Source organism: Pseudomonas sp. R3-18-08 (assembly GCF_003852065.1).
Lineage (GTDB): Bacteria > Pseudomonadota > Gammaproteobacteria > Pseudomonadales > Pseudomonadaceae > Aquipseudomonas.
In genome coordinates, this window is sequence record NZ_CP027729.1 from 4,995,162 (window position 1) to 5,009,327 (window position 14,166).

The window sequence follows — 14,166 nt, forward strand, 5'->3', positions numbered from 1 at the left end:
GCTTCGACTGAAACTCAGCCATCGGGGGCAAGCCCCCTCCCACATTTAGATCTCCATCGGTTTGAAAGGATTGCGTCAGAGCACTTTGCCCAGGGTGATCGGAAACTCCCGAACCCGCTTGCCAGTGGCGTGGTAGATCGCATTCGCCACCGCCGCCGCCACCCCGACAATGCCGATTTCGCCCACGCCCTTGGACCCGAGCGCATTGACGATCTCGTCGTGCTCTTCGACAAACACCACGTCAATCTCGCCGATATCGGCATTCACCGGGATGTGGTACTCGGCCAGGCTGTGGTTCATGTAGCGACCCAGCTGATGGTCGACCTGGGTCTCTTCGTGCAGCGCCATGCCGATCCCCCACACCACCCCGCCGAGGATCTGGCTGCGCGCCATTTTCGGGTTGACCACGCGCCCAGCCGCAATCGCGCTGACTACGCGACTGACCTTGATGGTGCCCAAGTCTTCATCTACCCGTACTTCGACGAACACCGCCGAGTGGGTCGCCGTGGCATAGCCCTCGCGCTTCTTGTCGGGTTCGCTGTCGACCTGCACCTCCAGCGCGTCCTCGCCGCTGTCCTTGACCAGTTGGGCCAACGACACACTCACGTCGCCGGTGTGCAGTTGGCCGTCTTCAAAGCGCACGAACTCGGCATCCTGGAACACCGGGTAAGTCTGCCGGGCAACGGCCAGCAGTTTGGCGGTCAAGGCCTCGCAGGCTTGCTGCACGGCGGTGCCGACGGACGACACGGTAAACGAACCGCCTTGCAGCGGCGCGGTAGGCAGTGAGGAATCACCGAGCAGAAACACCACGTCCTCCACCGCCACACCGCTGGCCTGCGCCGCGATCTGGGTCATCACGGTGTAGGTGCCCGTGCCGATATCGGTGGTGGCGCTGCTGACGGTGAGTTTGCCGCTCGTATCGAGGCGCGCCTTGGCGCTGGCTTTCATCTGCATGGCTTCCCACACACCACCGGCCATGCCCCAGCCGATCAACTGGCGGCCGTCACGCATGCTACGCGGTTCTGGGTTGCGCTGGCTCCAGCCAAAACGCTCGGCACCTTCGCTGTAACACTCGCGCAGGGCCTTGCTCGACCAGGGCTTGTCTTCATTCTGGTTACGTTCGGCGTAGTTGATCAGGCGCAGCTGCACCGGGTCGATGGCCAGGGCGCAGGCCAGTTCGTCCATGGCGCATTCCAGGCCGATCACGCCCAGGGCGGCGCCGGGAGCGCGCATGTCCAGTGGGGTGAAGACGTCCAGCGGCACCAGCTTGTAGGTCAATTGCACGTTATCGCAGTGGTAGAGCATGCCGCTCCATTCCACCACGTGTTCGCTGAAATCCTCGAAGCGCGAAGTCTGCCCAATCGCGGTATGCCCCAGGGCCAGCAAGCGCCCGTTGGCGGCGGCGCCCATCTGCAAGCGCTGCAAGGTGCGCGGGCGGTAGCCGAAGGTGAACATCTGTTGACGGGTCAGGGTCACGCGCACCGAGCGCTTGAGCGCCAGCGATGCCATCACCGCCAGCGGCAATTGGTACTGCGGGCGCAGGCCCGAACCAAAGGCGCCACCGACGAACGCGGCGAAGATGCGTACCTGGCTCTTGTCCAGGCCAAAGACTTTTTGCACATACGCCTGGCAGTTCTGCGGGCCCTGGGTTTTGTCGTGGATATGCAGGGTGCCGTCGGGCTGGTACAGCACGGTGCTGGCGTGGGGCTCCATCGGGTTATGGTGTTCGATGGGCGTGCTGTAGTGCAGATCGAGGCTGATGGCGGCACCCGCCCATTCGGCCTGGAAGTTGCCACGCGGCCCGGGCGGCGTCTGAGGTGAAGGGTGAGCCGATTGCTGCTGGGCGATCAGGTCGGTTTCGAAGCCTTCCGCCGCGTATTCGATGTCGACCAGCGAGCCGGCATGCCGCGCCAGCTCCAGGTTATCGGCGATCACCAGGGCCAGGGGCTGGCCGCTGTAGAGCACGCGGTCGTTATACAGCGGGCGAAATGGCGAGCCGTCGGCAGCATCCGCATCGGCGAACGCATCGTCGTAGCTGGCAATTTTCGGACGATTGAGGTGATGGATGACCTCCACCACACCCGGCAGCGCCAGGGCCCTGGAGGCATCGATGCGCAGGACACGGCCTTTGGCGATCGTGCTCGACACCACGCTGCCATGCAGCAGGCCGTCCTCGGGAAATTCACCGGCATAACGCGCTTTGCCGGTGACCTTGAGCAGACCGTCGACACGGTCCAGGGGTTTGCCGATGGCGCTCATGGCTGTTCTCCCGCGACCGCAGCGTCGCTCAGTGCACGAATGATTGCGCGGCGCGCCAGCTTGATCTTGAAGCCGTTGTGTTGCAGCGGCTCGGCATCCTGCAGCAGGGCATCGGCAGCATTACTGAAGGTTTCGCGGCTGACGCGGCGGCCTATCAGCGACGCCTCTACCGCGCGGTCGCGCCAGGGTTTGTGCGCCACACCGCCAAGGGCCAGGCGGGCGTCGATGATCTCGTCGCCGTTCAATTCCAAGGCGGCGGCAACCGACACCAGCGCGAATGCGTAGGACGCACGGTCGCGAATTTTCAGGTAGTGGCTGTGGCGGGCCAGGTTATCGGCAGGCAATTCAATGGCGGTGATCAGTTCGTCGTCGGCCAATTGGTTGTCGCGTTGCGGTGCATCGCCGGGCAGGCGGTGGAAGTCGGCGAACTCGATGACCCGCGCCCCGCCGCGCCCTTCGACATGCACCCGCGCCTCCAGCGCCGCCAGGGCCACGCACATGTCCGAAGGGTGGGTGGCGACGCACTGCTCGCTGGCGCCGAGGATCGCATGGATGCGGTTCAAGCCGGTGCGCGCCGGGCAGCCGCTGCCGGGCTCACGCTTGTTGCAAGGCACCGTGGCGTCATAGAAATAGTAGCAACGGGTGCGTTGCAGCAGGTTGCCACCGGTACTGGCCATGTTGCGCAATTGCGGCGAAGCCCCGGCAAGAATGGCTTGGGACAGCAATGGGTAACGCTGCTCAATCAGCGGGTGCCAGGCCAGGTCGGCATTACTGACCAGCGCGCCGATACGCAGGCCGCCCTCGGCGGTTTCTTCGATGGCATTGAGCGGCAGCCCGGTGATATCGATCAGGTGTTCGGGGCGGCTGATGTTCTCTTTCATCAGGTCCAGCAGATTGGTGCCCCCGGCAATGAAGCGCGATGCCGCGCTGCTCAGGTGCACCGCCTCGTGCACGTCGGCGGGCTTGCTGTAATGGAAGGGGTTCATTGCTCACCTCCCCGGTTGCCGCACGCCGGCAGCGCCTCTTCGATGGCCGCGCGGATATTGCTGTAGGCACCGCAGCGGCACAGGTTGCCGCTCATCAATTCCTGCACCTGGGCACTGTCGTGGGCGCGGCCTTCGTTGGCCAGGCCGACCGCCGAGCAAATCTGGCCGGGGGTGCAGTAGCCGCATTGGAAGGCATCGTGCTTGATGAAGGCTTGCTGCATCGGGTGCAACTGGTCGCCGTCGGCCAGGCCTTCGATGGTGGTCAGCTCGGCGCCGTCGCACATCACGGCCAGGGTCAGGCAGGCGTTTACGCGCTTGCCGTCACGCAAGACGGTGCACGCGCCGCACTGGCCGTGGTCGCAGCCCTTTTTGCTGCCGACCAGGTCCAATTGTTCGCGCAGCAGGTCCAGCAAGGTGGTCCAGGGCAACACACTCAATTGGCGATCCTGGCCATTCAGGGTCAAGCGTATCGGGTGGGCGACGAACGGCTGGGCCGCCGCGCCATTGGGGGTCGCGCTCATAAACACCTCACGGGTTGATGTACATCCGCGGCGTTCAGGGAAATCGCCGTCTCAGGGGTACGACTTCCCAGGGTTTTGAGCGTTCAAGCCAATTGATCAGCGGATATTGAGCTGGGCTTTCAGGGTGTTTTGCGGAGGATTGATCGAGGTATTGGTGAATTCGAACCAACCCTGGGCCTGCACGTTGAGGTCAAACACATAGATGTAGCCCATCAGCGTGCCCACGCCGTTACAGGCCTCACTGATGTTGCCCACCTGGCACACCGCCGTGCGCTGCCCGTTCAACTCGGCGCCATTGAAGCGGCCCATCGGGCTGTTGCCCAGGCCGACTTCCATTACCGAGACCTTCGTCGGCCCACGGTGCTCGCACATCTGGGTGGTCTGCACACGGTCCGGGATGGTCTCGCTGCACTTCGCCGATTCGACCTTGAACACCCGCACCTCGCTCAAGGCCGGTGCAGCCGCGCCCCACACCGGTGCCGCGCCGAGCCACAGGCCCAGACAAGGGATCAGAGCTAGACTCCACGGGTTGGCTTTTTTCATGCTGTCGATGACCTGCTGTTGAACGTCGGCGCAGTATGCCTCAAGGCCATGCGCCACACAGCCTCGGCTGCTGGTATGATGCGCCGCTTTTTCCGATCCTCTCTGAAGCCACAAGCGCTTGGCGCAGTTTGTGCTTTGACTTAGAGGTCAACAAATCACGACGCAAGATAGCGTCACAGGGAGCCGGCATGCTGGAAAAGCTGTTTCAACTCAAAGCCCACAACACCAACGTGCGCACCGAGATTCTCGCGGGTATCACGACATTCCTGGCCATGGCCTACATCCTGTTCGTGAACCCGAGCATCCTCGGCGAAACCGGCATGGACAAAGGCGCGGTGTTTGTCGCGACCTGCCTGGCGGCGGCCATCGGTTCGACCGTGATGGGCCTGATCGCCAACTACCCGATCGCCCTCGCGCCGGGCATGGGCCTCAATGCTTTCTTCACCTACACCGTGGTCCTGCACATGGGCCACACCTGGCAGGTGGCATTGGGCGCGGTGTTCATTTCGGCGGTGCTGTTCTTCCTGCTGTCGATCTTCCGTATCCGTGAGTGGATCATCAACAGCATTCCCCTGCCCCTGCGCTCGGCGATTGCCGCCGGTATCGGCCTGTTCCTGGCGCTGATCGCCTTGCACAACGCCGGTATCGTGGTCGCCAATCCGGCCACGCTGGTGGGCCTGGGCGACCTGAAACAACCGGCGCCGATCCTGGCCACCCTCGGTTTTGTGCTGATCGTGGCCCTGGAGGCCCTGGCCGTGCGTGGTGCGGTGCTGATCGGCATCCTGGCGGTGACCATCGTGTCCATTGTGATGGGCTTCACCCCGTTCGGCGGCGTGACCTCGATGCCACCGTCCCTGGCCCCGACCTTCCTGCAACTGGACATCAAGGGCGCGCTGGACATCGGCCTGGTCAGCGTCATCTTCGCGTTCCTGTTCGTCGACCTGTTCGACAACTCCGGCACCCTGATCGGCGTCGCCAAGCGCGCCGGCCTGATGGGCAAGGACGGCCACATGCCGAAAATGGGCCGTGCGCTGATCGCCGACAGTACGGCGGCCATGGCCGGTTCGCTGCTGGGTACCTCGACCACCACCAGCTACATCGAGTCTGCCGCTGGCGTGAGCGCCGGTGGCCGTACCGGCTTGACCGCCATCGTGGTCGCGATTCTGTTCCTGCTGGCGCTGTTCTTCTCACCGCTGGCGGCCAGCGTACCGGCTTTCGCCACCGCGCCGGCGCTGCTGTTCGTGGCCGTCTTGATGACGTCCGGCCTGGCCGAAATCGACTGGGATGACATTACTGTGGCCGCGCCGGTGGTAATCACCGCCCTGGCGATGCCCTTCACTTACTCCATCGCCAACGGCATCGCCTTCGGTTTCATCGCCTGGACCGCCATCAAGCTGCTTTCGGGCCGCTACCGTGAGCTGAACCCGGCCCTGGTGATTCTGTCGATTCTGTTCGTGATCAAGCTGGGCTGGTTCAACGCATGACTTTCGACGCCGCACACTACACCGCTCAACTGCAAGACAAGGTCACGCGCCTGCGTGACCTGCTGGCACCGTTCGACGCCCCCGAGCCGCAGGTCTTCGACTCGCCGCTGCAGCACTTCCGCCTGCGCGCGGAGTTTCGCCTGTGGCGCGAAGGCGGCGAGCGCCACTACGCGATGTTCGCCCAGGACGACAAGCGCACGCCGATCCTGATCGAAGCGTTTCCCATCGCCAGCCAGCGCATCAACCAGTTGATGCCGCAGCTCAAGGCCGCCTGGCAAGCCAGCGCCGCCCTGAGCCACAAACTGTTCCAGGTGGAATTCCTCACCACCCTGGCCGGCGACGCGATGATCACCCTGTGCTATCACCGCCCGCTGGATGAACACTGGCACACCGCAGCGAACAAGCTGGCGGCTGAGCTGAACGTGAGCATCATTGGCCGCTCCAAGGGCAAGCGCGATGTGATCGGCCGCGACTACGTGGTGGAAAAACTCGAAGTCGGTGGCCGCACCTTCAGCTACCACCAACCCGAAGGCGCCTTCACCCAGCCCAACGGCACGGTGAACCAGAAGATGCTCAACTGGGCGTACGACGCCCTGGGTGATCGCCCGGACGACTTGCTGGAGCTGTACTGCGGCAACGGCAATTTCACCCTGCCGCTGGCGACCCGCGTGCGTAACGTGCTGGCCACCGAAATCAGCAAGACCTCGGTGAATGCGGCCCTGAGTAACCTCGATGAAAATGCCGTGGATAACGTCACCTTGGTGCGCCTCTCCGCCGAAGAACTCACCGCGGCCCTGAATGAAGTTCGCCCGTTCCGCCGCCTGCACGGCATCGACCTGAAAAGCTACGAATTCGGCAGCGTCTTCGTCGACCCGCCCCGCGCCGGCATGGACCCGGACACCTGCGAACTGACCCGGCGCTTCGACAACATCCTGTATATCTCCTGCAACCCGGAGACGTTGGCGGCGAACATCGCGCAGCTGCATGACACGCACCGCATTACTCAATGCGCGATGTTTGACCAGTTCCCGTGGACGCACCATATGGAATCGGGTGTGTTGCTGACCCGTCGATAATCTGCCGCGCGCTGTTACCGGTGTGGGGCGGCTCTCGCCGCCTCCCACACGCGATCCTACCTGCGCAATCAACTAAAAGTTCGATAATCGAACACAACCGCCGTCGTTCATTGACCAAACTAACCATCCAGTACATTTTATCTCCACAACCAATAAAAACTGTGGAGACCCTCTATGCCGCCTATCGTGCTGGTGCTCAATGGCCCCAATCTCAACCTGCTCGGTACCCGCGAGCCTGCCACCTATGGCCACGAAACCCTGGCTGATATCGCCGCCCTGTGCGGGCGCAGCGCCGAAAAGCTCGGGCTGACCATCGAGTTTCGCCAGACCAACCACGAGGGTGAACTGCTCGACTGGATCCACGCCGCCCGCGCACGTTGCGCCGGGATCGTGATCAACCCGGCGGCCTGGACTCATACCTCGGTGGCGATTCGCGATGCGCTGGTGGCCAGCGAAGTGCCGGTGATCGAGGTGCATCTGTCCAACGTGCACGCCCGTGAGGCGTTTCGTCATCACTCCTTTGTCTCGCCCATCGCCAAGGCGGTGCTGGCCGGGTTTGGCAGCCATGGCTACCACTTGGCCCTGGAACATTTCAGCCACTCGTTGAAAGGATGCGCCTGATGAAACCGCGCGTTCTCGCCGGCCTGATCGGCGCCGGCATCCAGGCTTCCCGCACGCCCGCCCTGCATGAACAGGAAGGTGACGCCCAGGGCCTGCGCTACCTGTATCGCCTGATCGACCTGGAAGCGCTGCGCCTGGACAGCCACGCCCTGCCCGAACTGCTGCGTGCCGCCGAGCAGATGCACTTCACCGGCTTGAACATTACCTACCCGTGCAAGCAAGCGATCCTGCCGTTGCTCGATGAATTGTCCGACGAGGCTAAGGGCATTGGTGCGGTCAACACCGTGGTGTTCAAGGATGGCAAGCGCATCGGTCATAACACCGATTGCCTGGGGTTTGCTGAGGGTTTCCGACGCAACTTGAGTGATGTGCCACGCCAGCGCGTGGTGCAGATGGGCGCCGGCGGCGCAGGCGCGGCAGTGGCGCATGCGCTGCTGGCCGAGGGCGTTGAACAGCTGAGCATTTTTGACTTGGACAGCCTCCGCGCCCGCGAGCTTGTGGATAACCTCGCCCGGCGTTTTGGCAACGGTCGTGCCCAGGTCGGCGGCGACTTGACCAACGCCATGGCGCAGGCGAACGGCCTGGTCAACACCACACCAATGGGCATGGCCAAGCTGCCCGGCACACCGGTGCCCGCCGCGTTATTACATGCAGGGTTGTGGGTGGCGGAAATCGTGTATTTCCCATTGGAAACCGAGTTGCTGCGCGACGCACGCACCTTGGGTTGCCGCACGTTGGATGGCGGCAATATGGCGGTGTTTCAGGCGGTGAAGGCGTTTGAGTTGTTCAGTGGCGAGGCGGCGGATGCAGACCGGATGCTGACGCACTTCCAGAGTATGAATACGCCACTGTAGAAACCGAAATCCAAATGTGGGAGGGGGCTTGCTCCCGATAGCGATGTGTCAGCCACCCCATGTTGCACTGACAGACCGCTATCGGGAGCAAGCCCCCTCCCACAATGGTTAATCGGTGAATTCAGGCTTGCAGGTACCGCAACACCGACTCGCAGATCATCTCCCGATGCCGCTGCTTGATCGCATCGTCCGACAGTTCAATCTGAAAGATCTCACTGAAGGTATGCCGGTTGGAGACACGGTAAAAACTGAACGAGTTGATCAACAGGTGCACATCCAGCGGCTCCAACCCTTCACGAAACAGCCCCATTTCAGCACCGCGACGCAGGGTCTCACCGAGCCCCTCGAGAATCTTGCTGTTCATGTCCTTGATCGTACTGGTGCGCTTTACGTATTCGGCGTTGTGGATATTTTCGATGCTGACAATGCGCACGAAATCCACGTTCTGGTCATGGTGGTCGAAGGTGAACTCCACCAGCCGGCGGATCGCTTCGCGCGGTTCCAGGGCCGTGAGGTTCATGCGCGTTTCGGTGTTGCGAATATCGCCGTAGAGCTTCTCCAGCACCTCGACGTAGAGCTGCTCCTTGCTGCCGAAGTAGTAATAGATCATGCGCTTGGAGGTGTGGATGCGCTCGGCGATGGCGTCCACGCGGGCGCCGGACAGGCCCTGCTGAACGAACTCGACAATGGCTTCCTGGAGAATATTCTCGCGGGTCTTTTCCGGATTGTTCTTGCGACTCTTGCGCGGTGCGTCTGACACGGCAGGGAGGTCGGGAGTCAGGGTCATGGTGCGCTCACGGCGTTTTTATGCAGGCCCGATTATGGGCCGAGGCGCTCCCCGAAGGAAGCACCTCCCCACCGTTATAAACGCGCCTGACGCACCGCACCGCTGCGCGACTTGGCCATCGCCGCCAAACGCACCGCCACGTTGGCCGCGCCATAACCGGCATAGCCGTTCTTGCGCTGGATGATCTCGAAGAAAAACCGCCCCTCGAAGGCTTCGGTGTAGACATGAAACAGCTCACCGCCCTGGGCGTCGCGGTCGTACAGCACGTTGTAGTACGCCAGTTCGCTGAGGAACTCATCGTCGAAATCAAAGCGTGCGGCCAAATCGTCGTAGTAGTTGAGCGGGATATCCAACAGCGGCACCCCGGCCTCCTTGGCCCGGCGCACCTCGGCAAAAATATCCGCGCAATCGAAGGCAATGTGGTGCACGCCCGAGCCGCGATAGCTCGAAAGCGCGTGGGAAATGGCGGTATTGCGGTTCTCGGAAATATTCAGCGGCAGGCGAATCGAACTGCAGCGGCTGCGCAGCGCACGGCTTTTTACCAGCCCGTAAGGGTCGGGCAGCACCACTTCGTCATCGGCTTCAAAATCCAGCAAGCTTTTGTAGAACAGCACCCAGCTGTCGAGGCTGTCCGCCGGCAGGGCCATTGCCATATGGTCGATGCGCAGCAAGCCGCCGCTGGCGGTGACGGGTTGCAGGTTGAAATCGGTGTCGTATAGCCCGCCTTCGCTTTGGTCCACCAGGTAAATCAAGCTGCCATCCGGCGCCCGTACGGCCGCCAACTCCAGCTCATTGGGCCCGACCAGGCCGCGATAGGGCTGGCCCTTGTAGGCCACCGCCCGCTCCAACGCCTTGGCGCTGTCCTTGACCCGAATCGCCGTGGCGCACAACGACGGCCCATGGGCCTCGAAAAAGTTGTGGGCAAAGGAATAGGGTTCGCAATTGAGGATCAGGTTGATATCGCCCTGGCGCAACAGGCTCACGTTCTTGGAACGATGCTGGCCGGCCTTGGCGAAGCCCAGGCGTTCCAACCAATGGGTCAGCTTGGCGCCGAGGCTTTCATCCACCGCAAATTCGAGGAACTCGATGCCGTCGTACTCGCTGGCCGCCGGGGTCTCGAACAGGATATCCACGGGCGCGGCGGGTTGCTCCGCCGCCAGGCGCTGGCGGGTTTTCTCTTCCAGATACAGCAACGAGCGCAAACCATCCGCCGCGTTGGCCCGGGTCGGTGCGGCGCGAAAGCCGTCGTTGAAAATCTCCAGGGACAAGGGCCCGGTGTAGCCACTCTTGATGATCGGCGCGAGAAACCCAGCCAGGTCGAACTCACCCTGGCCGGGGAAGCAGCGAAAATGCCGGCTCCACTCCAGCACATCCATGGCCAGGATCGGCGCGTCGGCCATTTGCACGAAGAAGATTTTGTCGCCGGGGATCTCGGCGATGCCACTCGGGTCGCCCTTGAGCGACAAGGTGTGGAAGCTGTCGAGCAGCACGCCCAGGCTGGGATGATCCACCTGGCGCACCAGGCTCCATACCTGCTGCCAGGTGTTCACATGCTTGCCCCAGGCCAGCGCTTCATAGCCGATTCGCAAGCCACGGCGGCCCGCGTGTTCGGCCAGCAGGCTGAGGTCGTCCAGCAGGATGCGTTCATCGCCCACGCAATCGGCCGAGGCATTACTGCACACCAGCACCAGGTCGGTGCCCAGCTCCTTCATCAGATCGAATTTGCGCTCGGCGCGCTCGAGATTGCGCGCCAGACGATCACGGCGGCAGCCCTCGAAGTCTCGAAACGGCTGGAACAGGGTGATGGCAATGCCCAAGTCGGCGCACATCTGCCTGACTTCACGGGGGCTGCCGTCGTAGTACAGCAGGTCGTTTTCAAAAATTTCAACGCCATCAAACCCGGCGGCGGCAATGGCTTCGAGCTTTTCCGGCAGGGTGCCGCTCAACGACACGGTAGCGATGGAACGTTGCATGGGTCACTCCCGGCAATTGTTGTTTATGGCAAATTATTCGCCCACAGCCTACACGCGGCAATTAAAATGTACGAACCGGTTAGTTTTTGGTGCGATTATCGAACACTATGCCCCTTTGGCGAATTGACGACTTTTTAACCACTGCGCACCATCGACCTTGCACCAAGACCCAGATCACACCATAAAAATTTCAAAAACGGGTACGACCTCATGCCTCTGCAAAACTCCGCCCTGGCCGCGCGCCCCGGCACCCCGCACGCCGGCATCGGCGACAAGATCCGCGGCGCCCTGGCCGTGGGTAAAACCCGCTGGGGCATGTTGGCCCTGGTGTTCTTCGCCACCACCCTCAACTACATTGACCGCGCCGCCCTGGGCGTGATGCAACCGATTCTGGCCAAGGAAATGAGCTGGACGGCGATGGACTACGCCAACATCAACTTCTGGTTCCAGGTCGGCTACGCCATCGGCTTTGTGCTGCAGGGCCGCTTGATCGACCGGGTAGGCGTCAAGCGCGTGTTTTTCTGCGCAGTGTTGCTGTGGAGCCTGGCCACCGGCGCCCACGGCCTGGCCACCTCGGCAGTTGGCTTCATGGTCTGTCGGTTTATCCTCGGGCTGACCGAGGCCGCCAACTACCCGGCATGCGTGAAAACCACGCGCCTGTGGTTCCCGGCCGGCGAGCGCGCGGTGGCAACCGGCATCTTCAACGCCGGCACCAACGTCGGCGCGATGATGACGCCCATGCTGCTGCCGTTGATCCTGCACGTGTGGGGCTGGCAGGCGGCGTTCCTGTGCATGTCGGCGCTCGGGGGTATCTGGCTGGTGTTGTGGGGCCTGAAGTACTACAACCCGGAAGAGCATCCCACCGTTAAACAATCCGAATTGGACTACGTGCAACAGGAAGTCGAGCCGGAACAACCCCGCGTACCGTTCAGCCGCATCCTGCGCATGCGCGGCACCTGGGCCTTTGCCCTTGCGTACTCGCTGACCGCGCCGGTGTTCTGGTTCTACCTGTACTGGCTGCCGCCGTTTTTGAACCAGCAATACAACCTGGGCATCAACGTGACGCAGATGGGCATCCCGCTGATCATCATCTACCTCACCGCCGACTTCGGCAGCGTGGGCGGCGGCATTCTGTCCTCGTTCCTGATCGGTCGCGGCATGAACTCGATCAAGGCGCGGCTGTTGTCGATGCTCCTGTTCGCTTGCTGCATCGTCGGCGTGATCATGGCGGCCGGCTCCAGCCAGCTATGGGTCGCGGTGTTCGCCATCTCCCTGGCCATCGGCGCGCACCAGGCCTGGACCGCCAACATCTGGAGCCTGGTGATGGACTACACGCCCAAGCACATGATGAGCACGGTGTTCGGCTTCGGCGGCATGTGTGCGGCCATCGGCGGCATGTTCATGACCCAGATCGTCGGCCATATCCTGACCGTGACCAACAACAACTACACGCTGTTGTTCACCCTGATTCCGGCGATGTATTTCATCGCGCTGGTGTGGATGTACTTCATGGCGCCGCGCAAGATTCCTACGGTAGACGTGTAATCAACGCCGCCGCTGCTGCCAGGCAGCGGCCAAGCCGCTCATGCAGATCACCCCGATACCGACCACCGTGGTCATGTCGGGGGTATGGCTGAACACCAGCCAACCCAACAACCCTGCAAACACGATCTGGCAATAGCCGAACGGCGCCAGCAAGGCCGGCGCTGCGAAGCGGAACGCCTGGGTGAGCATCAAGTGCGCGGTCATCCCGCAGGTACCCAGCGCCAGCATCATCACCCCATGCCACAGGGTTGGCACCTGCCAGAAGAACGGCACCATTGCACTCATCACCAGGGTGTTGCACAGGCCGGCGAAGAAGTTGCTGGTGGTAGGGCTGTCGTATTGGCTGAGGATGCGCGTGAGCAGTTGGTAGAAGCAGAAGAACAGCGCCGAGCACAGTGGCAGCAGCACCGCCGGGGTGAACAGCTCACCGCCCGGATGGATGATGATCACCACGCCGACAAACCCGCAGATCACCGCCAGCCATTGGCCACGCGTGACGTGCTCGCCGAGCAGGGGCACCGAGAGCGCCGTCACCAGGATCGGCGCGAGGAAGTTTACCGCCGTGGCTTCCGCCAACGGGATGTAATGCAGCGCCGTGGTGAAGAACAGGCTGGTGCCCAACAGGCACAACGCCCGCACCACCTGCATCCCCGGCCGCTTGCTGCGCAGCACGCGCAGGCCCGATTGCGGGAGGAAGATCCCGGCCATCAGCAAGGTGTGCACCATGTACCGCGCCCACACCACCATCACGATCGGGTAGAACCCGGCCAGGTATTTGGACAGGGCGTCGTGACTGGAGAACAGGAACGTCGCCAGCACAATCAGCAGGATGCCTTTGAAGGGATGGTTGACGCCGGAAAGCGGGGTACTGACAGTCATTGAATTCTCTTGTGTGGCGAGCTGAACACGGTGGCACTCAACCGAAGTAATCTAGCAGCCGGGCATGCGTCTGCCCCAAGAGCATAACCAAACACCGGGCGAACAGCGCACTAAATCAGTGGATTTGAGTCCAACCCTGCACGCGCGCGCCGGCGTTGCACACTTTTTAATCAAGGCCCTGCCCCTATGAAAAAAATCCTGTTTGCCCTGTCTGCCCTCGCCCTGCTCTCTGCCTGCGATAAAACGCCGAAAGAAGCGCCCAAGCCCGCCCCCGCATCCGTGCAGGCGACCCTGGTACCGCAAACGCCACCCACTGATAAATGGGTGGGCAAGTGGATCGGCGTCGAAGGCCTGAACCTCACCATCGCCAAGGACGACAGCATCGGCCGCGGCCACTACCTTCTGACCATGCAGTATGGCCTTGATGCCGACGCTTCCGGCACCTTCAAAGGCCAGGCAACCGATGACGGCATCGCCTTCACCCGCCCGGACGGCCCGCAGGTGCTGCGCGCCGGGGATGGCGCAGCCACTGGTTTGAAATGGCTGGCCGATAAGAAAGACTGCCTGATTGTCGCCAGCGGCGAAGGCTATTGCCGCTGATTACGACCATACTCCATCCATATTTTTGCCGGACCGTT

General features: G+C 62.3%; 13 protein-coding genes. 6 read left to right on the forward strand and 7 right to left on the reverse strand.

Annotation, left to right across the window (positions count from 1 at the left end):
* Window positions 1-75: 75 nt before the first annotated feature.
* From C4J92_RS22915 to C4J92_RS22930, 4 genes are all read right to left on the reverse strand, one after another.
* A complete protein-coding gene (locus C4J92_RS22915; protein WP_124405348.1) occupies window positions 76-2,259 on the reverse strand; it encodes a xanthine dehydrogenase family protein molybdopterin-binding subunit in 2,184 nt (727 codons plus the stop codon).
* On the reverse strand, window positions 2,256-3,245 hold the full coding sequence (locus tag C4J92_RS22920; RefSeq protein WP_124405349.1) for a xanthine dehydrogenase family protein subunit M: 990 nt from the start codon (window positions 3,243-3,245) through the stop codon (window positions 2,256-2,258). Before C4J92_RS22920 ends, C4J92_RS22915 begins: the two co-directional genes overlap by 4 nt.
* Window positions 3,242-3,766 carry a (2Fe-2S)-binding protein gene (locus tag C4J92_RS22925; protein ID WP_124368435.1) on the reverse strand — a complete coding sequence of 175 codons (525 nt, stop codon included), beginning with the start codon at window positions 3,764-3,766 and terminating at the stop codon, window positions 3,242-3,244. The genes C4J92_RS22920 and C4J92_RS22925 overlap by 4 nt, the downstream gene beginning before the upstream one ends.
* A 96-nt stretch (window positions 3,767-3,862) precedes the next feature.
* The gene (locus C4J92_RS22930; RefSeq protein WP_124405350.1) at window positions 3,863-4,309 is read right to left on the reverse strand and encodes a DUF4879 domain-containing protein; all 447 of its coding nucleotides are present in this window, start codon (window positions 4,307-4,309) and stop codon (window positions 3,863-3,865) included.
* A 188-nt stretch (window positions 4,310-4,497) separates the two neighbouring features.
* Here C4J92_RS22930 and C4J92_RS22935 point away from each other — a divergent pair, with 188 nt between their 5' ends.
* The 4 genes from C4J92_RS22935 to C4J92_RS22950 all read left to right on the forward strand — a co-directional run bounded on the left by C4J92_RS22935 (window position 4,498) and on the right by C4J92_RS22950 (window position 8,344).
* Window positions 4,498-5,793, forward strand: a complete 1,296-nt coding sequence (locus tag C4J92_RS22935; protein ID WP_124364502.1) for an NCS2 family permease — start codon at window positions 4,498-4,500, stop codon at window positions 5,791-5,793.
* Window positions 5,790-6,869 carry a tRNA (uridine(54)-C5)-methyltransferase TrmA gene (gene trmA, locus C4J92_RS22940; RefSeq protein ID WP_124405351.1) on the forward strand — a complete coding sequence of 360 codons (1,080 nt, stop codon included), beginning with the start codon at window positions 5,790-5,792 and terminating at the stop codon, window positions 6,867-6,869. The genes C4J92_RS22935 and trmA overlap by 4 nt, the downstream gene beginning before the upstream one ends.
* Window positions 6,870-7,043: 174 nt before the next feature.
* Window positions 7,044-7,490, forward strand: a complete 447-nt coding sequence (gene aroQ / locus C4J92_RS22945; RefSeq protein ID WP_124364504.1) for a type II 3-dehydroquinate dehydratase — start codon at window positions 7,044-7,046, stop codon at window positions 7,488-7,490.
* Window positions 7,490-8,344, forward strand: coding sequence for a shikimate dehydrogenase (locus C4J92_RS22950; RefSeq protein ID WP_124405352.1), 855 nt, complete (start codon window positions 7,490-7,492; stop codon window positions 8,342-8,344). Before aroQ ends, C4J92_RS22950 begins: the two co-directional genes overlap by 1 nt.
* Window positions 8,345-8,465: 121 nt before the next feature.
* Here the strand turns inward: C4J92_RS22950 and C4J92_RS22955 are convergent, their stop codons facing one another.
* On the reverse strand, window positions 8,466-9,131 hold the full coding sequence (locus C4J92_RS22955) for a TetR/AcrR family transcriptional regulator (RefSeq protein WP_124405353.1): 666 nt from the start codon (window positions 9,129-9,131) through the stop codon (window positions 8,466-8,468).
* Window positions 9,132-9,205: 74 nt separating this feature from the next.
* Window positions 9,206-11,104, reverse strand: a complete 1,899-nt coding sequence (gene quiC / locus C4J92_RS22960) for a 3-dehydroshikimate dehydratase QuiC (RefSeq protein ID WP_124405354.1) — start codon at window positions 11,102-11,104, stop codon at window positions 9,206-9,208.
* 210 nt (window positions 11,105-11,314) lie between these two features.
* Between quiC and C4J92_RS22965 the strand changes: the two genes are divergently transcribed.
* Window positions 11,315-12,649, forward strand: coding sequence for an MFS transporter (locus C4J92_RS22965; protein ID WP_124405355.1), 1,335 nt, complete (start codon window positions 11,315-11,317; stop codon window positions 12,647-12,649).
* Here C4J92_RS22965 and C4J92_RS22970 read toward each other — a convergent pair whose 3' ends face one another.
* Entirely contained in the window at window positions 12,650-13,528 is an 879-nt protein-coding gene (locus C4J92_RS22970; RefSeq protein WP_065935812.1) for a DMT family transporter, read from the reverse strand. It abuts the gene before it with no gap.
* 186 nt (window positions 13,529-13,714) lie between these two features.
* Here C4J92_RS22970 and C4J92_RS22975 point away from each other — a divergent pair, with 186 nt between their 5' ends.
* On the forward strand, window positions 13,715-14,128 hold the full coding sequence (locus C4J92_RS22975; RefSeq protein ID WP_124405356.1) for a lipoprotein: 414 nt from the start codon (window positions 13,715-13,717) through the stop codon (window positions 14,126-14,128).
* Window positions 14,129-14,166 lie beyond the last annotated feature (38 nt).